Annotated in this window: 23 protein-coding genes and 1 tRNA gene; 13 read left to right on the top strand and 11 right to left on the bottom strand. The window is 33.3% G+C overall.

What is annotated here, in order from left to right; all coding sequences use genetic code 11:
- Positions 1–82 precede the first annotated feature (82 nt).
- The 4 genes from KW502_RS12330 to KW502_RS12315 form a co-directional block, all read right to left on the bottom strand.
- Positions 83–1,378, bottom strand: coding sequence for an ABC transporter permease (locus tag KW502_RS12330; protein WP_219040861.1), 1,296 nt, complete (start codon positions 1,376–1,378; stop codon positions 83–85).
- Positions 1,371–2,300 carry an ABC transporter ATP-binding protein gene (locus tag KW502_RS12325; RefSeq protein ID WP_219040860.1) on the bottom strand — a complete coding sequence of 310 codons (930 nt, stop codon included), beginning with the start codon at positions 2,298–2,300 and terminating at the stop codon, positions 1,371–1,373. Before KW502_RS12325 ends, KW502_RS12330 begins: the two co-directional genes overlap by 8 nt.
- A 185-nt stretch (positions 2,301–2,485) precedes the next feature.
- Complete coding sequence (gene dnaJ, locus KW502_RS12320) at positions 2,486–3,613, bottom strand: molecular chaperone DnaJ (protein ID WP_219040859.1); 1,128 nt, start codon at positions 3,611–3,613, stop codon at positions 2,486–2,488.
- Positions 3,614–3,645: 32 nt separating this feature from the next.
- Positions 3,646–4,209 (bottom strand): nucleotide exchange factor GrpE, encoded by a 564-nt coding sequence (locus KW502_RS12315; RefSeq protein WP_219040858.1) that lies wholly within the window; start codon positions 4,207–4,209, stop codon positions 3,646–3,648.
- A gap of 160 nt (positions 4,210–4,369) precedes the next feature.
- On the opposite strand from KW502_RS12315, the gene KW502_RS12310 reads away from it, so the two are divergent.
- The gene (locus KW502_RS12310) at positions 4,370–5,047 is read left to right on the top strand and encodes a YceI family protein (protein ID WP_219040857.1); all 678 of its coding nucleotides are present in this window, start codon (positions 4,370–4,372) and stop codon (positions 5,045–5,047) included.
- Between the two features lie 54 nt (positions 5,048–5,101).
- Here the strand turns inward: KW502_RS12310 and KW502_RS12305 are convergent, their stop codons facing one another.
- From KW502_RS12305 to KW502_RS12290, 4 genes are all read right to left on the bottom strand, one after another.
- A complete protein-coding gene (locus KW502_RS12305; RefSeq protein WP_219040856.1) occupies positions 5,102–6,007 on the bottom strand; it encodes a TIGR01777 family oxidoreductase in 906 nt (301 codons plus the stop codon).
- Positions 6,008–6,102: 95 nt separating this feature from the next.
- On the bottom strand, positions 6,103–6,777 hold the full coding sequence (mnmC2, locus tag KW502_RS12300) for a tRNA (5-methylaminomethyl-2-thiouridine)(34)-methyltransferase MnmC2 (protein WP_219040855.1): 675 nt from the start codon (positions 6,775–6,777) through the stop codon (positions 6,103–6,105).
- 2 nt (positions 6,778–6,779) lie between these two features.
- Positions 6,780–7,223, bottom strand: a complete 444-nt coding sequence (locus KW502_RS12295; protein ID WP_219040854.1) for a hypothetical protein — start codon at positions 7,221–7,223, stop codon at positions 6,780–6,782.
- Positions 7,223–7,756 (bottom strand): DUF4920 domain-containing protein, encoded by a 534-nt coding sequence (locus KW502_RS12290; RefSeq protein WP_219040853.1) that lies wholly within the window; start codon positions 7,754–7,756, stop codon positions 7,223–7,225. The genes KW502_RS12295 and KW502_RS12290 overlap by 1 nt, the downstream gene beginning before the upstream one ends.
- A gap of 110 nt (positions 7,757–7,866) precedes the next feature.
- Here KW502_RS12290 and KW502_RS12285 point away from each other — a divergent pair, with 110 nt between their 5' ends.
- Positions 7,867–8,934: a branched-chain amino acid aminotransferase gene (locus tag KW502_RS12285; protein WP_219040852.1), complete on the top strand. Its 1,068-nt coding sequence runs from the start codon at positions 7,867–7,869 to the stop codon at positions 8,932–8,934.
- A 197-nt stretch (positions 8,935–9,131) separates the two neighbouring features.
- Entirely contained in the window at positions 9,132–10,934 is a 1,803-nt protein-coding gene (locus KW502_RS12280; RefSeq protein WP_219040851.1) for a BamA/TamA family outer membrane protein, read from the top strand.
- 200 nt (positions 10,935–11,134) lie between these two features.
- On the opposite strand, the gene KW502_RS12275 is transcribed toward KW502_RS12280, so the two are convergent.
- Positions 11,135–11,521, bottom strand: a complete 387-nt coding sequence (locus KW502_RS12275) for a pyrophosphohydrolase domain-containing protein (RefSeq protein ID WP_219040850.1) — start codon at positions 11,519–11,521, stop codon at positions 11,135–11,137.
- Between the two features lie 34 nt (positions 11,522–11,555).
- On the opposite strand from KW502_RS12275, the gene KW502_RS12270 reads away from it, so the two are divergent.
- From KW502_RS12270 to KW502_RS12235, 8 genes are all read left to right on the top strand, one after another.
- Entirely contained in the window at positions 11,556–11,741 is a 186-nt protein-coding gene (locus KW502_RS12270; protein WP_219040849.1) for a hypothetical protein, read from the top strand.
- A gap of 66 nt (positions 11,742–11,807) precedes the next feature.
- The gene (locus KW502_RS12265; protein ID WP_219040848.1) at positions 11,808–12,554 is read left to right on the top strand and encodes a cyclase family protein; all 747 of its coding nucleotides are present in this window, start codon (positions 11,808–11,810) and stop codon (positions 12,552–12,554) included.
- Between the two features lie 91 nt (positions 12,555–12,645).
- On the top strand, positions 12,646–12,996 hold the full coding sequence (locus KW502_RS12260) for a DUF4260 domain-containing protein (RefSeq protein ID WP_219040899.1): 351 nt from the start codon (positions 12,646–12,648) through the stop codon (positions 12,994–12,996).
- Between the two features lie 2 nt (positions 12,997–12,998).
- Positions 12,999–13,637, top strand: a complete 639-nt coding sequence (locus KW502_RS12255; RefSeq protein ID WP_219040847.1) for a DUF4230 domain-containing protein — start codon at positions 12,999–13,001, stop codon at positions 13,635–13,637.
- A gap of 2 nt (positions 13,638–13,639) precedes the next feature.
- Positions 13,640–14,017, top strand: coding sequence for an MmcQ/YjbR family DNA-binding protein (locus KW502_RS12250; RefSeq protein ID WP_219040846.1), 378 nt, complete (start codon positions 13,640–13,642; stop codon positions 14,015–14,017).
- Positions 14,018–14,071: 54 nt separating this feature from the next.
- Entirely contained in the window at positions 14,072–15,847 is a 1,776-nt protein-coding gene (locus tag KW502_RS12245) for a MutS-related protein (protein WP_219040845.1), read from the top strand.
- 11 nt (positions 15,848–15,858) lie between these two features.
- Entirely contained in the window at positions 15,859–16,566 is a 708-nt protein-coding gene (locus KW502_RS12240; RefSeq protein WP_219040844.1) for a ZIP family metal transporter, read from the top strand.
- Positions 16,567–17,562 (top strand): metal-dependent hydrolase, encoded by a 996-nt coding sequence (locus tag KW502_RS12235; protein WP_219040843.1) that lies wholly within the window; start codon positions 16,567–16,569, stop codon positions 17,560–17,562.
- A 67-nt stretch (positions 17,563–17,629) separates the two neighbouring features.
- Here KW502_RS12235 and KW502_RS12230 read toward each other — a convergent pair whose 3' ends face one another.
- Positions 17,630–19,018, bottom strand: coding sequence for a dipeptidase (locus KW502_RS12230; protein ID WP_219040842.1), 1,389 nt, complete (start codon positions 19,016–19,018; stop codon positions 17,630–17,632).
- Positions 19,019–19,164: 146 nt separating this feature from the next.
- Between KW502_RS12230 and KW502_RS12225 the strand changes: the two genes are divergently transcribed.
- Positions 19,165–19,249: transfer RNA gene (locus tag KW502_RS12225), tRNA-Leu, on the top strand.
- A gap of 116 nt (positions 19,250–19,365) precedes the next feature.
- On the top strand, positions 19,366–20,832 hold the full coding sequence (locus KW502_RS12220) for a T9SS type A sorting domain-containing protein (RefSeq protein ID WP_219040841.1): 1,467 nt from the start codon (positions 19,366–19,368) through the stop codon (positions 20,830–20,832).
- A gap of 131 nt (positions 20,833–20,963) precedes the next feature.
- Here KW502_RS12220 and KW502_RS12215 read toward each other — a convergent pair whose 3' ends face one another.
- Positions 20,964–22,088: a glycoside hydrolase family 88/105 protein gene (locus KW502_RS12215; RefSeq protein ID WP_219040840.1), complete on the bottom strand. Its 1,125-nt coding sequence runs from the start codon at positions 22,086–22,088 to the stop codon at positions 20,964–20,966.
- Positions 22,089–22,098: the final 10 nt, after the last annotated feature.

The following is a 22,098-nucleotide window of genomic DNA, read 5'->3' as shown; positions in this document are numbered from 1 at the left end:
TCGAGCCAATTTAATAGAATAGCGTTAAAAAAATATCATTCTTAACGTTATTTTGGGGAACTCTAATTTAGATAGCTAAAATTTAATACTTCAGCCAGCGATAAAGCTCTTTATAAGTAGGTTTTTTACCATACATTAAAATACCTACACGGTATATTTTTGCTGCCACCCAGATTAATAAGAAAATAGTCCCAATTAAAATAAGCATAGAGATTAAAATTTCCCACCACGCCACTCCAAAAGGAATTCGCATAAGCATCACTACAGGTGATGTTAACGGAATATAAGAAAAAATGGTACTTACCAAGCCGTGCGGATTATCGATAACCGAAAAGAAACCTACATAAATCCCTAACATTAAAGGAATAATAATAGGAAACATAAATTGCTGGGTATCTGTTTCATTATCTACGGCTGCCCCAATGGCGGCATAAACTGAGCTGTATAAAAAATAGCCGCCAATAAAATAAATAAGAAAACAGCAAATAATTTTAGCTAACGGAAGGTTTACAATATCTACTAATAACTTTCTTATTTCATCTTGAGATCCTGCATCTAGTTGGGCATTTACAGGTGAACTTTGATAAACATCGATCCCAAAAATAGAAGTAATCACAAAAAGTAAAATCCCTCCAAAAACAATCCAAATTACAAACTGAGTGATTCCAGCAAAACTCGTCCCTAGAATCTTCCCTATCATAAGTTGTAAAGGCTTAACTGATGAAATAATAATCTCTATAATCCTATTGGTTTTCTCTTCAATTACACTACGCATAACCATATTACCATAAATAATAATAAACATCATTAACAGGTAACCAGCAGCTCCACCAAAAAACATTTTCACATAATTAGAAAGCTTAGAAGTTTCTTCTCCCGAAAAATTCTCTATTTGAAGATTTACTTTCTTTTTAGCTTCGCTAATAGCGTTAGGATCTACCCCGCGCTTTTGTAATTCTTTTACCGTTAATACAGATGAAATTTTACTTTCAATATCTGATATAAATGAAATACCAGGCGCTTTATTGGCAAAAAACTCTGTATGCTCTGCTAAATATTGATAATCGTTTGAACGAGGAAAATATAATAGTCCATAATAATCTCTTTGCTCTACGGTATCCATCGCAGCTTCTTTAGACATTTCAGAAAAATCTAAATAACTAATATTTTCATCAGAACTAAACTCCTCGAAAAAGGTGCTATTTTCATCATAAACGGCAACTACTTTATTATCGTCACTATTTAAATTACTTAGATAAGCAATAAGCACCACCATGCCAACCATTATAATCGGACTTACAAAAGTCATAATCATAAAAGTCTTGTTGCGAACACGTGCTAAATATTCTCTAACAATAATGAGTTTTAAGTTACGCATGCGATTGAATGGTTTTTATAAAAATATCGTTAACAGAAGGGATCACTTCTACAAAATGATTTATTTTTCCGTGACTCATTAAAAAAGATAAGAGGTCATTTTGAGAAAAATGAGGCTCAATTTTAATATTTAACTGTAAATCTTGATGTATGCTATGAAAAAAGGTTGGTTCTACTTCAAATTTTTCTTTCAACAATTGAAGAAAAACTTCTTCTTGAGCAACCTCAATCCCTACTTGGTAGGTATTAGATTTAAACTGCTTTTTAATTTCTGAAACTTTACCATCTAACAGCTTATTAGATTTGTGAATTAATGCCATATAATCGCAAAGTTCTTCTACACTTTCCATACGATGGGTTGAAAAAAGTATAGTTGCACCTTGGTCTCTTAAATTTAAAATTTCATCTCTAATTAAATTAGCATTTACAGGGTCAAAACCACTAAAAGGCTCATCAAATATTAGCAATTTAGGTTCGTGCAATACGGTGACAATAAACTGTATTTTTTGAGCCATTCCTTTAGAAAGCTCTTGTATTTTTTTGTCCCACCAATCACCGATTTCTAATTTTTCAAACCAATATTTTAGACGTTTGGTAGCTTCTTTTTTAGACAAACCTTTGAGCTGAGCTAAGTATAAAACTTGCTCTCCTACTTTCATGCTTTTATATAAACCTCTTTCTTCTGGTAAATATCCAATATATTGAATATGCTCCTGTTTTAAAGGCTCACCATCCAAAAAAATTTCTCCTTCATCTGGCATGGTAATTTGATTAACAATTCTTATAAAAGTGGTTTTTCCCGCGCCGTTAGGACCTAAAATACCAAATATACTTTGTTTAGGTATTTCTATAGATAGCTTATTTAAAGCTTTAAAGTCACCATAGTTTTTAGAAACGTTTTTGGCTACTAATAGGTTTTGCATAAAGTTGTATTATTCGTCAAAAATAGAAATTTTAGTGTAAAGATTTATAAACCCATTTTAAAAACAAAACCCACCCTTAAATTTATAGCTTAAGGATGGGAAAAAAATTGCTATGAAAAAGAAAAATATCACTATAATTAAATAGTGATATTCAAATATATATAAAATTTTGTTAATTAAACAGATTATGAAAACATATCTTTAACTTTTTCAAAAAATGACTTATCGCTTTTTTCTGGGTTAGGTTCAAAATTTTCATCGCCCTGCATCTTCTCAAAAAATTCTTTTTGTTCTTTAGACAAGGTCTTAGGTGTCCAAACATTTACATGAACCAATAAATCACCAGTTCCATAACCATTTATACTTGGGATTCCTTTTCCTCTTAATCTTAGTATTTTTCCGCTTTGTACACCAGCATCAACTTTGATTCTCACCTTACCGCTTACGGTTTGTATTTCTTTAGAAGCTCCAAGAGCCGCTTCAGAATAACTTATATATAAATCATAATGCAAGTTATCACCTTCACGCTGAAGACTTTCATGTTCTTTTTCTTCGATAGCTACCAATAAATCTCCAGCAATACCATTACCTGGCGCTTCATTACCTCTACCACTTACTTTTAACTGCATTCCTTCTACCACACCTGCTGGTATTTTAATAGAAACGGTTTCTTCTTGCACTTTTAAACCTTGAGCATCTGCATCGGTAGGTTTTTTATCTATCATTTGACCACTACCACCACAAACATTACAAGGTGAAGCGGTTTGCATTCTACCCAATATGGTATTGGTAATTCTAGTCACTTGGCCAGTACCATTACAGGTAGTACAAGTCGTATAAGTTGTACCAGGAGCTTGTATTTTACGTTTAACTTTTACCTTTTTCTCAACCCCATTAGCAATTTCTTCTAAGGTAAGTTTAACGCGAATACGCAAGTTACTGCCTTTAGCTCTTCGCTGACCGCCGCCACCAAAACCGCCAAACCCAGAGAAACCGCCGCCACCGCCGCCAAAAGCGCTACCGAAAATGTCTCCAAATTGACTAAAGATATCATCCATATTCATACCTCCGCCACTGAAGCCACCAGAACCATCAAAAGCAGCATGTCCCATTTGGTCATAACGTGCTCTTTTGTCAGGGTCACTTAAAACCTCATAGGCTTCTGCAGATTTTTTAAACATATCTTCTGCCTTGGCATCATCTGGATTTTTATCTGGATGGTACTTGATTGCCATTTTACGATATGCTTTCTTAATCTCTGCAGCACTAGCGCCTTTGCTAATACCTAATATGTCATAATAATCTTCTTTCATCAATACTAATTTCTAAAATTCTTAAAATTGGTTTACTTTCCTGTCACTACTTTAGGAAATCTAATAATTTTTTCTCCCAAAGTATATCCTTTCTCTACCACATCTACAATTTTTCCTTTCATCTTCTTATCTGGGGCAGGAATCTGCGTAATAGCTTCGTGCAAATCTGCATCAAACTTATCACCAGCTTTTACACTCATAGGCTCTAAACCTTTATTTTTAAGTGTTTCTCTAAGCTTATTATTAATTAATTCTACTCCTTTAAAAAGATTTTCATCTTCAGATTTTTCGATCTCTTTTAAAGCTCTATCAAAATCATCCAATACTGGTAACATAGATACCATTACATCTTGACCTGCAGTTTTAAAAAGTTCTACACGTTCTTTACTCGTTCTTCTTTTGTAATTTTCAAACTCAGCAAAAAGACGTAAAAATTTATCTTTCTCTTTTTCTACTTCTTGTTTTAGCTGATCTGTTTCAGAAATTTCTTCTTTTTCTTGATCTGCCTCTACCTCATCGATAGCTTGCTCTATGGTTTCTTCCAAATTCTCTTTTAAAACCTCTTCTTCCTTATGTTGATCTTTATCTTTGCTCATTTTCTATTTACTTTATTACGATTCAATAATTGGCAAATGTATTGCCAATTCTATTAAAATGCCAAAATGTCACACGAAAGATTTAATAAAAATTTAAGATTTATAAATTATAGTTAAATTACTTTTGTTTGTTATTTTATAAACCAAATTATCATCACAAATGAAAAAAGTATTTTTAAACATGTTCGTTGTTGCAGCATTAGGAATGTCTGTTACTTCTTGTAAGAATGAAGCAAAAAATGAAACTGAAGCTAAAGAAGCTGAAGAAGTTGTAGCAGCAACTGATGAAGCAGCAAATTTTAATGTTGCTACTGAAGAATCTACTATTATGTGGGTTGGAACTAAACCTGTTGGAGGTGGTCACGAAGGAACTATTTCTATTAAAGAAGGTTCATTCTCTATGTTAGGTGAAGAACTTGAAAGTGGAAAAATAGTGATTGATATGAAATCTATCAAAGCTACCGACTTAGAAGGTGACAAAAAAACAAATTTAGAAGCTCACTTGATGGGAACGGTAGAAGGAAAAGAAGGAGACTTCTTTAACGTACAAGAATATCCTGAAGCTACTTTTGAATTAACAGGTGTAGAGAACAAGGATAACAAAACTTGGTTAAAAGGAAATTTAACTTTAAAAGGAAATACTAAAAATGTTAACATTCCTGCAACTACTTCTATGGAAGGAGACAAATTAGTTATTAAAAGTGAAAAATTCACTATCGACAGAACTGATTGGGATGTAAATTACGGATCTAAATCTGTATTTGATAGTCTTGTAGGTGACAATGTAATTAGTGATGACATTCAGTTAGAGCTAAAAGTTGTGGCTAACAAAGCATAAATTAATTGTAAGCATACAATTAAAATCCCTCTAAGAAATTTAGAGGGATTTTTTTTACAATAAATCTTCAAGTGCAGGACCTACATAACTGTAATAATAAATAAAGCCTAAGGCATCTAATTTAGAATTACTCACCAATTGACTCGATAATACTAAAGCAGAACGTTCGCCTAGAACCGTGTTTAAAACTAATTTAGGCACTTTTGGCATTATTATAGGCTTATGAAGCTTCTTCGCTATAATATAGGTTAATCGTTTATTGGTTACGGGATTAGGAGCTACCCCATTAATTATCCCATCTATGTTTTTTTGAATTGCAAAAATAAATATCCTTGCTAAATCTTCTATATGAATCCAAGATTGCCATTGCTTACCGCTACCTAATGGCGAGCCAATATAGTTATTTATCACTTTTTGTAATGGCTCTAAAGCACCACCTTTATCAGATAAGACTAACCCTATTCTTACTTTACAAACCTCTAAACCTTCTTGCTCGAATTGATCTACTGCTGTTTCCCATAAATTAACTACTTCTCCTAAAAAATTATCAGCTGCTTTCCCTGTATAATCTTCATGATATAAATTTGTTAAAGAATCGGGATAAACGCCTATCGCACTTGCAGAAACAATTTGCGTTATTTGATTTTCGTTTTCTTTTAAGGTTTTTAAAAGTAAGTTAGCAGAATTTACCCTACTCTCTATAATTGCTTTTTTGTGAGAAGACGTCCAAGGTTTAGAAACACTTGCCCCTACAAGATTAATAATTTTTGTAACTCCCTCTAGACAGCTTTCATCTATCTCTCCCTTGTTAGGATTCCAATAAAAACCTTGATAGTTAGATTGATTCTCTATTTTATCTTTTGAAGTCGTTAAGTAATTTACAGCAATCTTTTCTTTGTGGCAAAGCTTGACAATCTCAGAACCAACTAGACCGGTTGCCCCTGTTATTAGAACTTTCATTTTTTTATTTTGAAGGTATAAATAATATAAGAACCTGCATCTGTAATTAGTACAGAATTAACAGCCCAAATTATTAATTTTAATTGATGTGATTTTTAAGTTTTTGTTGCTCTTAACATTTCTCTTTTTCCTGGGGGTCCAGGTAATCTTTCTACTAAAAAACCACAAGCTTGCATTGCTCTTCTTGCGCTTCCTTTAGCAGAATAAGTAACTAAAACTCCATCTTTTTTCAAAGCTTTATACATCAGCTCAAAAATTGGTTGCTCCCATAATTCAGGCTGAACTCTAGCTCCAAAAGCATCAAAATAAATTAAATGAATACTTTCTTTTTCATCTAAATCTTTAAAAAATTTCTCTTCTTTAGTTAAGTTAAAATAAGTGCTTATTTGCTCTGAATTTTCCCAAGCGACTTGATGAATTTTAGCAAAATACTCAGCTGCTTTTTCTTCTTTAAATTGAGCCGCGTAATTTAACTTCTCAAGTTCTTCTTTCTTTACAGGGTAAGCCTCTATCCCTTTATAATTAACTTTTAGTTGTTTTTCTTCTGCTTCCAGTAAAGTAATAAAAGCATTTAAACCAGTACCAAAACCAATTTCTAAAATATGTATAGCAGGATATTTCTCTTTCTCTATTAAATATGAAAGTCCCGTTTTTATAAACACATGATAGGCTTCTTGCATAGCTCCATGTTTAGAATGATATTGTTCATTCCATTCGGGTAAGTGAATGGTTGTAGAGCCATCGTCTGTAGTTATAATTTCTCTTTTCAATATTAAGGAATAAGTAATTTTTTAATTCGAAGTATAGGTCCGGTACATTTTAGTTGATGACAAGAAATACACATGTTAATCGCCTGATTATAATTTTGCTTTACCTGCTCTGGCTCAGCTATTATTTTTTCTTCATACTCAATAAATAAATCAGCCATCATTTTATATTGTGCATCATAAGCAGCACTATCGGTCATCTTTGCGGTATGAAGTTTTAGTAAATTATAGCTCAAACTATCTGGGGTTTCGCCTTTTAAAATTTCACGCTTTAAGAGTTGATGAGCATTGTACATCTCTTCCATAAAAGAAGCCATTTCAGACATTTGATAAAGCTGAAATGGCGTAGTTATATTTTCACTATCCTTTAACGTTATTTTTTCTTTCTTAGTTTGATTGCAACTTATAAAAAGTAAAGCCGCAAAACTATATAAAAGATAAGGTCTCATTAATTTGCCTTTGGAGTTTGCATTAACACTCCAGTTGCCATGATTGCATATTCTTGTTCTGGCGCGGTAATGGCTGCAATTTCTTCTTCAGATTTACCTGCATCTTTGGCGTAATGCTGTAATTCTTGCACAGAAGTTTCTGTCACATAAGCTTTACCTTCTACAATAGTTGTTCTGTTTTCTGCATTTAAGGGTACAAAAAAGCTATAATCTTTAAATTTTACGAAGGTGGTTAATGAATCGTCTAATTTTAAAGTCATCCAGCATCCTTTTTTCTTGCAAACCTTATCTACTTTAGATTCAAATTTAACAGCTAAGGTATCTCCAACTTTTAGATTTTGGAATTTTTCTTTCATTACTGAAGCGCTCAACACATTTTTTTGATCTATTTTATCTCCAAAACTGGTAAAATCTTCAGAGGTCGAAATTGACATATCGTCGGAATCTTGGGCATTTTTTTGAGAACTTTTACTAGAATCATCTTTACAACTTAGCATAGCTAAAATGGAAAGGGTGAAAATTATTTTTTTCATAATTTTAATAGGTTTTAACTGATGATAATTTAATACAAATTTAAGAATATTAGAATTTCTTCAAGTATTTTTAATTTAATACTTTTGTAAAAACTTTTAAAACACAAATAATGGAAACTCAAAGGACCACTTTAGACATCACAAAAACTTCTGCCACTAGGATAAATGAGGTAGATTTTGACAATTTAGCATTTGGTAAGCATTGTTCTGACCACATGATGATTTGTGACTATAAAGATGGAAAGTGGCAAACTCCACAGGTTTTACCCTATGGGCCAATACCTATGGAACCTTCTGCTAAAGTTTTTCATTACGGTCAAGCGGTATTTGAAGGGATGAAAGCCTTTAAAGATGAAGATGATAAAATTTGGTTATTTAGACCAGAAGATAACTTTAAAAGAATTAATATTTCAGCAGAACGATTAGCAATGCCTGCTTTCCCTAAAGAATACTTTTTTGAAGCTTTAGAAACTATTTTAGAACTCGATAAAGATTGGATTAAAAAGGGAAAAGGAAATTCTCTCTACATTAGACCCTTTGTTATTGGTACAGAAAATGGAGTATCGGCTTCTCCTTCTAGCGAGTACCGTTTTATTATTATTTGCTGCCCAGCAAAAGCTTATTATTCTAATCCGGTAAAAGTTACCATTGCTCAAAAATATAGCCGTTCAGCAGATGGCGGTGTGGGTTATGCAAAAGCTGCCGGAAACTATGCTGCTCAGTTTTACCCTACTAATTTAGCAAAAGAAAAAGGCTACGATCAAGTGATTTGGACAGACGCAAACACCCACGAATATTTAGAAGAATGTGGAACGATGAATGTGTTCTTTAGAGTGGGTGATAAATTAATTACAGCCCCAACCAATGATCGTATTTTAGATGGTATTACTAGAAAAAGTATTATTGCCCTAGCCGAAGAAGAGGGTGTAGATGTAGAAGTAAGAAGAGTAGCTGTTAGAGAAATTGTAGAAGCTGCAAAAAATGGAGCATTAAAAGAGATTTTTGGAGCAGGAACTGCTGCGACTATCGTTCCGTTTTTAGGGTTTGACTTTAATGATAATTATTACGAATTACCAGAAATAGAAAACTCTTATGGCGCTAAATTCAAAAAAATGCTTCAAGATATTCAATATAACTTGGCTGAAGATAAATTTGGATGGACTTACGAAGTGAAATAATTCAGTTCTTCTATCAATTAAAATGCGTTACTAAAAAGTAACGCATTTTTTTATGTAGCTAAGCGTTAACTATTAATCTTGATTAAGAAAAAATATCTATGTTTGTTTCTTACACAAATGATGGTTTCGAATTGAGGTACGTGTTTCTTTTATATTGCTTTGTCTGTCTGCCCCTTTTTGCGCAAAAAAAGGATACATTGTCTACCATTGGTAAGCGAGACTCTATTCAACTCGCAAGAAGTGAAGCCTTTTATAAAAAATTACAAAACAAATCTAAAGGTAGTAAGTTTACTAAGCTTTTACACGGTTTAATGTTTGAACCGGTAAACCCTTCCAATAAAAAAAAATCAAATAAAAAAATTGAAGATTTACTTCAACGTGATTTTTCAGACCATCAGGGTAAAATAATTAGAAAAATTAAAATCACTACTTACGATCCTTTTGGGTATAGTGAAAAAGATACCACCGTAAAACCCTCGAAGCGTATTGATAATTATGGTAATGTGCTACACGCCAAAACTAAACCTTTTACAGTACGAGGTTTAATTTTATTAGAAAAAAACAAACCCTTAGACTCTTTATTAGTTTTAGAATCTGAGCGTTTATTAAGAAGTCGAAAATTTATAAGAAGAGCCCTTATTAGGCCCGAAGAAATTACAAAATCTTCAGACTCTATAGATTTACATATTTATGTTTTAGACAGTTGGAGCTTAGGAATTGATGGTGATATTTCTACCAGCAAAGGAGAAATTAGGCTTCGAGAATATAATTTCTTTGGATTAGGTCATCAATACACTACCGCTTATAAACAAGACTTTGATCAAAAAGAAAACACAGGTTTTACATTAGGTTATAAAGCTCAAAACTTATACAACACTTATATAAACGCTGAAGTGTTTAGAGATGTAGAAGTAGATCAATCTTACCTTAATACGGCTAGAATAAATAGAAATTTTTATTCTCCCTACACACGTTGGGCGGGAGAAGTAAGTTTATATAAACGCCAATACTATGAAAATTTTTATAATCAAGTTTTAGATACTATTGTTAGAAAACCTATTAAGACAGAGGGGCTTGATACCTGGGGAGGCCTTGCGATTCCACTTCAAAAAAGAACAGAAAAAGGAGATTTACCTACCAACATTATTATTGCCGCACGCTATTCTACTCAGAAATTTTTAGAAAAACCTGACGAAAAAGTAGATTCAGTTGCATTTTTCTCTAATCAAAACATCAAATTGGGTTCTATTGGTATTCGACAAGTAAACTATGTTCGAGATCGTTATATTTTTAGAAACGGAGATATTGAAGATATTGGTGTGGGACACAGTTATTTTATTAATTCTGGAGTACAAAGTCAAAATGGTGAAAATAATTTTTACTTAGGAGTAGACCTCACGCTTACCAATTATTTTGCAGATTTTGGTTACTTAGCTGCTAATTTACAATACGGAAGTTATTTTAGAAATGGTGAAACTAGACAATCATTATTTAAAGCCCAAGGCACCTATTTTACTCCTATATTTCATTTTGGCAATTGGTATATGCGTCAATTTGTAAAAACAAATATGACCGTTGGGATTAATCGAAAAGATATTATTAAAGATCGTTTAAATTTAGGCGGCTATTATGGTATAGATGGTTTTAATAGCAATGAAGTTTTTGGGACCCGAAAGTTTGTCTTTAACTTTCAGACTCAATCTTATGTTCCCTTTAGTTGGTGGGGTTTTCGTATGAGTCCGTTTATTGGGTTTGATTTAGGTTTTATTGGTGAAGCACCTCAACCATTTTTTAAAAATGATTTGTATACGAGATTTGGTTTCGGCTTTTTAATTAGTAATGATTATTTTGTTTTTGAAAGTATAAAGCTCTCTTTTTCATTTTTCCCGAAAGTTCCCGGAAGAGGAGAAAATATCATGCGCTTCGATGGTAATTTTGATAACTTATTTAGGTTAGATGAATATGAATACCGCGAACCTCATATTCTAGAATACAGGTAATCTAAACAGGTATTTTTAAAGTTAAAGCTATAGCCCTCTACATCTGTGTTAGGGATAGTCGTGGAAAGCCCGTAAAGAAATAAACTTATCAAAAAACAAGCGTCTAAAGAGCGACCTAAGAAGCTTTTTAGACGCTTAGTTTTTTGAAGTTTTTACTGCGGACTTGCAACAGATAGCCCGGCCGTAGGCAACACCTTATTTTACTTTTCTAATATCTCTTTAATATTGGGTTTAAAGTAATTTGGCCCTTTTAAAACTTTACCGTCTTCTCGATAAATAGGTTTTCCATCGGCGCCTAGTTTGCTCATATTGCTGCGCTGTATTTCTTCAAAAACCTCTTCTATTTTATGCTGCATACCATGCTCTATAATCGTACCGCAAAGTATGTAAAGCATATCGCCAAGGGCATCGGCAACTTCTACTAGGTCTTCATTATTCGCAGCTTCTAAATATTCTTCGTTTTCTTCTTTCATTAAATTAAAGCGAAGTAAATTTTTGGCCTTTCCCAAACTAGCGGTTAACTCTTCTTGATAGCCTAAACCAAAAGCGGTATGAAATTCTTTTACAGCGTCAATACGTTTCTTCATAATAATAGATTAATTTTGTCTAAAAATAGAAAAAATGTTTACCGAAGGCCAATGGATGTTCGCTGTTTTTTTTGTGATTGCTTTTACCATCATCATGGTGATTAGTTATCGCAAAGATGCCAAACTTCACAAAAAATATTATAAATGGAGTTTTTTAATTTTAATAGGGTTTTTAGCCTTTATAGGTATTCTCTTTCTGATTAAAACTTCTTTACACTAAAACAACCCAAGTTTCAGATTGTTTTAGTTTGAATTATTTACATTAGAGCTAAACCAAATTACGCTTATGATTGCTAAAATTCAGCTCGAAAAAGATGAGATTACCGTAGATTTATCTCAACCGCTAGATATTTCTATCACACTAAGCGGAGATGAAAATAATCCTACTGCTTGGTATGTAGATCAGCCCGCTATACAACCGGTAAAAGATGGAAAATGGATCGCCAAAGTCTCAGAAGGTGCTTCTGTAAACTTTAATAATATTCAATTTAACCCTCACGCTCACGGAACCCACACCGAATCTGTAGGACATATTTCTGAAAAATTTTATAGCGTAAATAAAGCCTTAAAACAATTTTTCTTTAAAGCTAAAGTCATTTCTTTAGTACCCGAAAACTATAAAAAAGACTTTGCCATTTCTAAAAAACAATTACAACATTATTTAACCAAAAATGAAGCCGAGGCTTTAGTGATTAGAACCCTACCTAACACCAAAGCGAAAAGACACCAAAAATACAGCCACACCAATTGGCCTTACTTATTAGAAGAAGCTGCTATTTACATTCGAGAATGTGGAATAAATCATCTTTTAATAGATTTACCCTCGGTAGATAAAGAGAAAGATAACGGAGAGTTGTTAGCCCATCGTGCCTTTTGGAATTATCCTGAAAACACACGTCTAAATGCCACCATTACTGAACTTATTTACGTTTCTAATAAAATTGAAGACGGTAATTATTTAATTAATTTACAAATTGCTTCAATAAAAAATGATGCTACACCTAGTAAACCCGTGCTTTATAAAATACTCTAAAATTGAAGTTGAAGTCTAAACTTTTTAAAGAATTGTCATATTAATCTTATCAAAGCGTTCTTTTGAGTATTCTATTTAAAAATTATCTAACATAAAAACATCACTGAAACTTGAAGAACTCGCAATGTTAATGCTTGGCGTATTTTTATTTTATCAACTTGAACTCTCTTGGTGGTGGTTTGTGGCTTTATTTTTTGCACCTGATATTGGAATGCTGGGCTATGTTTTAAACGAAAAAATTGGAGCAATAACGTACAACCTATTACATCATAAATTTGTGGCAATTACTATTTATTTCTTCGGAATTTTAATAACTTCTGAAATCATTCAAATGCTAGGGATTGTGTTTTTTTCTCACTCGTGTTTTGATAGAATTCTCGGTTATGGCCTTAAATTGAAAAAAGGTTTTAAATTTACACATTTGGGAGAAATAGGAAATTAACTATGGAATTATTATTTATAGGCTTGGCTGCCGGCGCAATTGTAGCATATTTTATATATTCATTCTTTAATAAATCGAAGCGAAAAGAGAATGAAGAACATCAATCTATCGTATTGATGGAAAAAATAAGAGCAGTTTGTAAATTTATTACCGTTGAAGGTGACTTTTCTGAAATTTACCATTACCACAATATGAAAGATAAGTGGTTAAATTTGTTTTTAGGGAGTAAAAAAGCACTTATCCTCATTGAAGCGAAAGCCCACGTAGGCTTTGATTTAACCAAATTAAAATTAAATTCTGATGTTGAAAAGAAAACTATTTTCTTAAGCAACTTCCCACAACCAGAACTCTTAACGATAGAAACCGATTTTAAATATTACGACAAACGTGAAGGCTGGGCTAACCCTTTTACTTCTTCAGATTTAACCGATATTAACCGTGAAGCCAAGCAACATATTGTAGATAAAATACCAAACAGCGGTTTGTTAAAAGAAGCTTCTTCGCAAGCCTTAGAAACCATTCATCTCATCGAAAAATTAGTAGAAACTATCAATTGGAAATTAGACTATTCGGCTTTAGAAATTAATAGTAATCCGCAACAATTGTCTTCAGCTAAATTTAAAAAAGAAATAGAAAAATAATAATGGATATTTTAGAACTACGCGAATATTTTTTAAATTTTAAAGGAGCCACAGAAGACTTCCCGTTTAATGAAGACACCTTGGTTTTTAAAGTTATGGGGAAAATGTTTGGGTTAGTCTCGTTAGAAAAATGGGAATTAGGAGAACCGGCTATTAATGTAAAATGCGATCCTGAAAAAGCGCTAGAACTTCGCGAAAAATATCCAGAAGAAATTTACGCCGGTTACCATATGAATAAAAAACATTGGAATACGGTAATCGTTAATGGTTCGCAACTCAACGACCAACAACTTAAGCATTTTATTACGCATAGCTACGAATTGGTAGTAAGTAAACTTACCCAAAAACAAAAGCAAGAATTAAAAGAAATGCAATCCTAAATTCTTAAAGAAGTTCTGTATTTTAGCACTACATATACTTTCAATAAGAAATTCATGAAATCACCTTTATCGGTTTATCAAGATAAAATTGAGCAACACCAAACGGCACTAAACAGTCTTAAGAAAAAACTATTTGCATCGAGTATGCTTCGGTTAACGGCTTTTTTACTTTTTGCCTTTTTAATTTATTTCTATTCGAGCATTACATCGTTAGTATTACTTTTTGTCTTTTTAGGAATTGCTTCTTTTCTTTATTTAGTATCTAGACATACCGATCTTCAACAGGATAAAGAAAAGCTAAAACAACTCATTCAATTAAATGAAACAGAAATAAGCGTTTTAAATCGTAATTTTCATCACTTGCCTAATGGGGAAGAATTTGTAGACCCGCAGCACGAGTTCAGTCAAGATATCGATTTGTTTGGTAAGCGTTCGTTTTTTCAATACCTCAACCGTACCGCATTGGCTTCAGGTAAACAAAAATTAGCTAATTTATTAAGTGGTAACAATATTGAGCATATTGAAAAAAAGCAACATAGCATTCAAGAGCTTGCAGAAAAATTAAACTTTAGACAAGAGTTTACTGCCATCGCTAAAATGGCAAAAGCAAAGATTAAAGCTCCGATTATTTTGCAATGGTTTAAAGATTATAAAACATTTGTCCCTTCGGTTTTTAAGTGGTTACCCAAAGTATTTTCTGCTGTTTCGTTAGTTTTATTTATCGCTTTATCCTTAGATTATATACCTTGGTTTTACTTAGCAGGTTGGTTTATTATCGGGTGGATTATTATTAGCAGATTTGCTAAGAAGGTAAATGAACTTTCGGGCTATGTAAGTGAAATACAAAGTACTTTTCAGCAATATCATTTATTATTAGGTTTAATTGAAAATGAAGATTTTAAAGCTGAACTTAATAAAAATCATCAAAAACAAATTGAAATTAAAGCTAAAAAGGCATCTAACCTAGTGAAAGAATTTTCAAAAATTATAGACGGGCTAGAACGTAAGAATTTTATGATTTTTGGTCAAGTAATAAGTGGTTTTATGCTTTGGGATTTGTGGAAAGCTTACGAGCTTGAACAATGGATCTTAAAATATGCTAATCGCACTGAAAACTGGTTTGAAGCGATTGATTATTTTGATGCTTATAATTCGTTAGGTGGTTTTGCTTTTAATCATCAATCTTACACCTATCCTAGTATTCAGCAAAATGATGTTATTTTAAAAACTACAGAAGCGGTACACCCATTGATTAATCCTAAAGATGCGGTGAAGAATGATTACCAGATTGATGAGCAAGAATTTTTTATCATTACTGGCGCTAATATGGCAGGAAAAAGTACATTTTTAAGAACAGTTTCTCTGCAACTCGTCATGGGAAATATAGGGCTTCCTGTATGTGCAAAAACTTGTGAATATTCGCCCATAAAACTCATTACCAGTATGCGAACGGTAGATTCGCTTGCCGATGAAGCTTCTTATTTCTATTCAGAATTAAGCCGACTAAAATTTATTGTAGATGAAATTAAGAGTGACAAATATTTTATTATTCTTGATGAAATTTTAAAAGGAACCAACTCTACCGATAAAGCAATTGGCTCTAGAAAGTTTGTAGAAAAACTCATTAACTCCCACTCTACCGGAATTATTGCCACGCACGATTTGAGTTTATGCGAAGTAGCGAATGAATTACCTCAGGTAAAAAATCATTATTTTGATGCAGAAATCATTAACGATGAATTACATTTTGATTACAAATTTAAAGATGGAATTTGCCAAAATATGAATGCTTCCTTTTTGCTAAGAAAAATGAATATTGTAGATGAATAACTTTTTATGCTATGTTAATTAAATTAATTCTACATTCAGCATTTGCTGGATTTACCGTTTTTCTGGGAGGCATTTTAGCTAATTTCTTTAATCATCACATTAAAGAAACTCCAGTAAAATATGAAATCATACATTTTCTCATGTCTTTTGGAGCAGGCATTATTTTATCAGCCATCGCATTGGTGTTAATCCCCACAGGAATGGAAGATTTAAGTCTTTCTGAAATGGCTTTTTCTTTTATTTTAGGAACGCTAGTTTTTTTATTCATTGACAGGTACTTATCTAAAAAAGGAGGCCAGACCGCTACGCTTTTAGCCATGCTTATGGATTTTATTCCTGAAGCTATTGCACTAGGGGCCGTTTTTGCCATTAACCCCAACATGGGAACTTTACTTGCCGTATTCATTGGTCTTCAAAATTTACCCGAAGCTTTTAATGCCTATAGAGACATGGTGCAAAGCGGCTATTCTGCTCAAAAAACATTAATTATTTTTTTCTTTTTAAGTTTTTGCGGAATTCTAGGCGCACTTTTAGGTCATTTTGTGTTAAGAGATTTTCCTAGCCTTACCGCCCATTTAATGACATTTGCTAGTGGTGGTATTTTGTATTTATTAATTCAAGAAATTATACCTGAAAGTAAACTCGATAATAACTACATTACTTCTTTAGGAGCTAGTTTAGGTTTTTTAATAGGAATTGTAGGAGAAAAACTTATTTAAATGGATTCTTTAACGCAAATTGTTTTGGGTGCTGCCGTTGGTGAAGCGGTTCTTGGTAAAAAAGTTGGCAATAAAGCGATGCTCTACGGAGCTATTGCTGGAACAATTCCAGATTTGGATACTTTTGCTTCCTATTTCGTCGATACGGTAACCGCCTTAGAAATTCATCGTGGGTTTACCCATTCTATTTTATTCTCTATTGTTTTTGCCCCCATATTTGGCTGGCTTGTTTCTTTATGGGAAACCAAAGCAAACTGGAAAGCTTGGGCTTGGTTATTTTTTTGGGGATTTCTCACGCATCCGCTTTTAGATGCACACACCACTTGGGGTACACAATTATTTTGGCCACTCGATCTGCGCTTAGCTTACAAGAATATTTTCGTGATCGATCCCCTATACACCTTACCTTTTTTGGTTTTTGTGATATTAGCCATGCGGCAAAAAAGAGGTTCTGCTCAACGAAGAAAATTAAATAATCTGGGACTCATCGTCAGTTCAGCTTATATGATGATCACTCTGATGTTTAAATGGATTACCTATCAAAAATTTGAAGATGCGCTTCAGCAACAACACATTTCATATATAGAAATGGAGACCAAACCTTCTCCCTTCAATACTATTTTGTGGACAGCAAATGTCGATACAGAGAGTGCTTATCTAATAGGTCATTATTCATTGTTCGATTCTCAGCCTATACAATTTACCGCTTACCCTAAACACCACGAATGGCTGGGAGATTTTAAACATAAAGAAAAAGTACAACGACTTATTAATATTACTAAAGGTTGGTACACCATTAGCAAAGAAAACGATAAATTATATTTGAATGATTTACGCTTTGGTTTATTAGGCTTTTCTCCTTCAGCTAAAAATTTCGCTTTTAGTTTTCAATTGCAAAAACAAAACGGAAATGTTATTATCACAGAAAAAGAAAAAGACACTGAACAAGCTAAAAAGTTAGTTGAAGAATTATGGTCGAGACTTAAAGGAAATTAAATTTCAATTAAAAAAATGCTATAACTAAAAAACCTCTTCAAAATTTGGAAGAGGTTTTTTAATAAACTTATTTTTTCAATTTCGCAAAATGTTTATAGAAAAAAGGAATGGTTTCTATTCCTTTTAAATAATTCCAAATTCCGAAATGTTCATTGGGAGAGTGAATCGCATCGGTATCTAAACCAAAGCCCATTAAGATGGTTTTACTTTGTAATTCTTTTTCAAATAAAGAAACAATAGGTATGCTACCGCCGCTGCGCTGTGGTATAGGTTCTTTCCCAAAAACTTCTTGATAAGCTTCACTGGCGGCTTGGTATTCAATTCCATCGATTGGGGTTACATAACCTTGCCCGCCATGGTGTGGTTTCACATCTACCGTAACTCCACTTGGGGCTATACTTTCAAAATGTTTTTTAAATAACTCAGTAATTTCTTTCCAGTCTTGGTGAGGGACCAAACGCATAGATATCTTTGCAAACGCTTTGCTAGCAATAACGGTTTTAGCACCTTCACCTGTATAACCACCCCAAATTCCGTTCACATCTAAGGTTGGACGAATTGAGTTTCTCTCGTTAGTAGTGTATCCTTTTTCACCATACACATCATGAAGATCTAAGGCTTTTTTATAATTCTCTAAGTCAAAAGGAGCTTCACCCATTTTTGCTCGCTCTTTTTGCGTAAGCTCTTCTACTTTATCGTAAAAGCCTGGTATCGTAATATGGTTATTTTCATCGTGAAGCGAAGCAATCATCTTGCTTAAGACATTAATAGGATTAGCGACAGCGCCTCCATAAAGTCCAGAATGCAAATCACGATTTGGCCCCGTAACTTCTACTTCTACATAACTTAATCCGCGTAAACCAGTAGTAATTGAAGGTACATCTTTAGCAATCATCCCCGTATCTGAGATTAAAATCACATCATTTTTTAATTTTTCGTGATTGCGTTCAATAAACCAACCTAAATTTTCGCTTCCTACTTCTTCTTCGCCTTCAATCATAAACTTCACATTACATGGTAAATCATCATTTTTTACCATGTATTCTAAGGCTTTCACGTGCATATACATTTGCCCTTTATCATCGCAGGCACCTCGTGCAAAAATAGCACCTTCGGGATGAGTTTCGGTTTTTTTAATTACGGGTTCAAATGGCGGAGAATCCCACAAGTTAATAGGATCTGGAGGTTGCACATCATAATGCCCGTAAACTAAGACCGTTGGCAAATTTTTATCGATCATTTTCTCTCCGTAAACTACTGGATAGCCAGGAGTTTCACAAATTTCTGTTAGATCGCAACCCGCACTTGCTAAACTCTCTTTTACAGCTGTTGCCGTTTTAATAACATCTGCTTTGTAGGCTGAATCTGCACTTATGGAAGGGATTTTCAATAACTCTATGAGTTCTTGTAGAAAACGTTCTTTATGCTCTTCTATATAAGCTCTGCTCTTATTCATGAAAACTTTTTTTTGTTCAAGTGACAAGATAACAAGATGTTTTTAAAAATTGAAATTTTATGGGATACTTTCTTTGAATATTAAAATGTTTATTTATATTTGCAACCGCTTAGCAAACTATCCTAAGTTTGTTGCTAAGTTTTAATGCGGGCGTGGTGGAATTGGTAGACACGCTAGACTTAGGATCTAGTGCCGCAAGGTGTGGGAGTTCGAGTCTCCCCGCCCGCACCAAAAAAGCTTCTCTTTTCGAGGAGCTTTTTTTATTTAAGATTATTTCTTATCTCAAAAGATTTTAAGTATTTTTCTAATTATCAAAGTTTTTCAACACAAACCTTAATAGAATAATTATGAAAAAAATTACCCTCGCCTTATTTGCTTTTTTATGTTTTATAGGAAGTAAAGCACAATACACCACACCAAATACAGGGGTCAGTTGGACCCTCACAGACCTACTTAATACAACGAACTCTCCTCTTATTTTTGACGGAACAAATTACACCTTAACGGATGATTTAATTATAGCGGAGAACGATTCTTTTCAGCTTTCTTCAGCTGAGTCATTATATATAGACGAAAATGTGCTTATTCAAGTTTTTGGATATTTTTCGAGTCATCCAGCTACAGGAGAAATGGTGATTACAGCCACCGATAGTTTAACTCCATATGAAGGCTTTCGATTTGAAGACAATTCAGAAATAAATATTAATAATACAGTAATTAAAAATGGTGGCGGTTTACGTGTACTTACCGATAATTTTACTTTAACCAATAGTTATTTAGCCTATAATGTGACGGGAGCTACCACAGGAGCCGTGGTTTCTGTTTCTTATGGTTCTCCAATTATTAAAAACAACACCTTTATTGAAAATGATTTACCTGCGGTGGCTTCTGGAGCTAATCAAGAAGTTTCAGCAATTATTACTGGTAATTATTTAGAAGGTAATGGACAAAGTAACCAAAACCGACCTCAGATTAATATGGGACCTTCTGGTATTGATACCTTAAAAATTATTCAAAATACAATTATAGGAGATCCTGAATTAGATCAAGTTGGCGGTATTGCTGTTGCAAACTTAACAGGATCTGAAATTAGGTGTATTATAGACGACAATACTATTACCAATAATCGCTATGGAATTACTATAGTAGGCGGAAATTCTTTTGCTTACCTCAGAAATAATATAATTGAAGATAACAATACGCAAGGAATTCCCAATCTTGGCGGTAGCGGAATTTCTTTAAATTCATCTTCTAATACTCAAGAAATTATAGCTACCAATAATGAAGTTAGAGGAAATTTGTGGGGAATTACTGTTATTGGTGAAGCTTCTATCAATTTAGGTGATAACGATGAAAATCCCGGCGGTAATGTTTTTGCCAATAACGAAAATGGCGGAGTAACTTACGCCTTATATAATAATACACCAAATACGATCACGGCCTTACACAACTGTTGGATTGAAGGACAGGAAAATACGCTTGCAGATGCTGAAAGTGTAATCTTTCATCAACCTGATGATAGCAGTTTGGGTGAAGTACTTTATGATCCTGTAGACTGCGAAGCTATGGATATAAATAAAATTGAATTAGAAAAAATTACTTTCTATCCTAATCCTGCTTTGAACAAATTATTTATTGAAAATACTCAGCAATTAGAAGGCATCACAATATTAGATTTAACGGGAAAACAATTACAAAACTTTAAGCTTAGAGAAGAAGAAAATCAAATTGATATTTCACTGAAATCAGGAATGTATCTAATTCAGTTTAAAAAAGGAAATGCTATAAAAATCGAAAAATTAATAGTAGAATAAAAGTCTTTAAGTTTTAAAATTAAAATCCTTCAGTTCAATTGAACTGAAGGATTTTTTATACAAAAAAAGCCCTGTTCTCATCGTAGAAAAACAGGACTTCAAACCAAATCTAAAAAATCAATTAAAAAGTTTTAAAACTCTAATCGATATATCTCACTGCCCGCTAATAGAAAGCAGCCTAAACCATAATCTTCAAAATCTGGAATTTTGTCGTAAGAAAGAGGCTGACCGTCTTTTGGTTCTTTTCCGGTAGATTGTAAATAACCTAAAAAGCCATTATCGTGTAAACCTTCTTCCTCCATCGCATTCCAACCTTTTAGTATAACCGGTAAATATTCATCTCGATCTAATAAATTATTATTGACCCCATAAGCCATTCCGTAAACAAATAAAGCGGTGCCTGATAGTTCTTTTCCGCCAAAGTGTTTTTTATCGTGCAAGCTCACATTCCAAAACCCATCTTTACGTTGTACTTTCTTCAAAGCAGCTGCCATTGCTTTTAAATCGTCGATATACTGCTTGCGATGCGGAGCATCTTCAGGAATTATTGAAAGCGTTTTTGCCAACGCACCAATTACCCAACCGTTCCCACGGCTCCAATAAGCATCTTCTCCGTTGGGCTCTTGATAAGGCGGATCGAAGTCAGCATCTCTCCACCAAAGTCCGTCTTTCTCATTAAATAACCCCTTCTCTCCTATTTCATTTCGAGAAGCCATATACATCTGGTACATTTTCTCAAAATAACGCTCATCTTTCTCTAAAACACCCATTTTAGCAAAGACCGGCATTCCCATTTGTATGGCGTCAATCCAATCCCAATCGTCATTTTGTAGGGTGTTTAAAAACTTCTGCATACAAGCTCGGGTATTCTTTAACTTTTCTGGATTAGGTTGTAAATTGTATAAATCAATATACGTTTGTGCCGCGCAATAATTATCGGCATTTCTCGTCGTGTTACCTCCATTAAAACCCCAATGATGAGAATTTGCCCAATCTAAGGCATATTGATAATATTCTTCTTTGGGATAAATTTCATGCAAAGCCATTAGACCTTCATAATAAACCGCACGCGTCCAGATATTACTTGGCCGTTCTTTATTCGTAATAATGGTTTTCCCGGTATCAGGCCATTTATCCATAAAATATTGATTAGCCAACATCATTTCTTCTAAAACTTGTTTTCTATCAATGGTAGATTGCGCAATCGATATCGTTGAAACAAATAGTAATACAAAAGCAAAATATAATCTCTTCATTTTATATAAA

The sequence above is a fragment of the Mesonia aestuariivivens genome (genome assembly GCF_019311235.1).
In the GTDB taxonomy this organism is placed as follows: domain Bacteria; phylum Bacteroidota; class Bacteroidia; order Flavobacteriales; family Flavobacteriaceae; genus Mesonia; species Mesonia aestuariivivens.
This window is presented reverse-complemented; position numbering and strand designations above follow the sequence as displayed.

Bases quoted from the DNA above. Each gene is read 5' to 3' on its own strand.
- KW502_RS12305 (WP_219040856.1), bottom strand. From the start codon at position 6,007: ATGAAAGTTCTAATAACAGGGGCAACCGGTCTAGTTGGTTCTGAGATT.
- KW502_RS12265 (WP_219040848.1), top strand. From the start codon at position 11,808: ATGATTGCTAAAATTCAGCTCGAAAAAGATGAGATTACCGTAGATTTA.
- KW502_RS12325 (WP_219040860.1), bottom strand. From the start codon at position 2,300: ATGCAAAACCTATTAGTAGCCAAAAACGTTTCTAAAAACTATGGTGAC.
- KW502_RS12295 (WP_219040854.1), bottom strand. From the start codon at position 7,223: ATGAGACCTTATCTTTTATATAGTTTTGCGGCTTTACTTTTTATAAGT.
- KW502_RS12330 (WP_219040861.1), bottom strand. From the start codon at position 1,378: ATGCGTAACTTAAAACTCATTATTGTTAGAGAATATTTAGCACGTGTT.
- KW502_RS12250 (WP_219040846.1), top strand. From the start codon at position 13,640: ATGGATATTTTAGAACTACGCGAATATTTTTTAAATTTTAAAGGAGCC.
- KW502_RS12220 (WP_219040841.1), top strand. From the start codon at position 19,366: ATGAAAAAAATTACCCTCGCCTTATTTGCTTTTTTATGTTTTATAGGA.
- KW502_RS12270 (WP_219040849.1), top strand. From the start codon at position 11,556: ATGTTTACCGAAGGCCAATGGATGTTCGCTGTTTTTTTTGTGATTGCT.
- KW502_RS12275 (WP_219040850.1), bottom strand. From the start codon at position 11,521: ATGAAGAAACGTATTGACGCTGTAAAAGAATTTCATACCGCTTTTGGT.
- KW502_RS12240 (WP_219040844.1), top strand. From the start codon at position 15,859: ATGTTAATTAAATTAATTCTACATTCAGCATTTGCTGGATTTACCGTT.
- KW502_RS12310 (WP_219040857.1), top strand. From the start codon at position 4,370: ATGAAAAAAGTATTTTTAAACATGTTCGTTGTTGCAGCATTAGGAATG.
- KW502_RS12230 (WP_219040842.1), bottom strand. From the start codon at position 19,018: ATGAATAAGAGCAGAGCTTATATAGAAGAGCATAAAGAACGTTTTCTA.
- KW502_RS12315 (WP_219040858.1), bottom strand. From the start codon at position 4,209: ATGAGCAAAGATAAAGATCAACATAAGGAAGAAGAGGTTTTAAAAGAG.
- KW502_RS12255 (WP_219040847.1), top strand. From the start codon at position 12,999: ATGGAATTATTATTTATAGGCTTGGCTGCCGGCGCAATTGTAGCATAT.
- dnaJ (WP_219040859.1), bottom strand. From the start codon at position 3,613: ATGAAAGAAGATTATTATGACATATTAGGTATTAGCAAAGGCGCTAGT.
- KW502_RS12235 (WP_219040843.1), top strand. From the start codon at position 16,567: ATGGATTCTTTAACGCAAATTGTTTTGGGTGCTGCCGTTGGTGAAGCG.
- KW502_RS12290 (WP_219040853.1), bottom strand. From the start codon at position 7,756: ATGAAAAAAATAATTTTCACCCTTTCCATTTTAGCTATGCTAAGTTGT.
- KW502_RS12245 (WP_219040845.1), top strand. From the start codon at position 14,072: ATGAAATCACCTTTATCGGTTTATCAAGATAAAATTGAGCAACACCAA.
- KW502_RS12215 (WP_219040840.1), bottom strand. From the start codon at position 22,088: ATGAAGAGATTATATTTTGCTTTTGTATTACTATTTGTTTCAACGATA.
- KW502_RS12285 (WP_219040852.1), top strand. From the start codon at position 7,867: ATGGAAACTCAAAGGACCACTTTAGACATCACAAAAACTTCTGCCACT.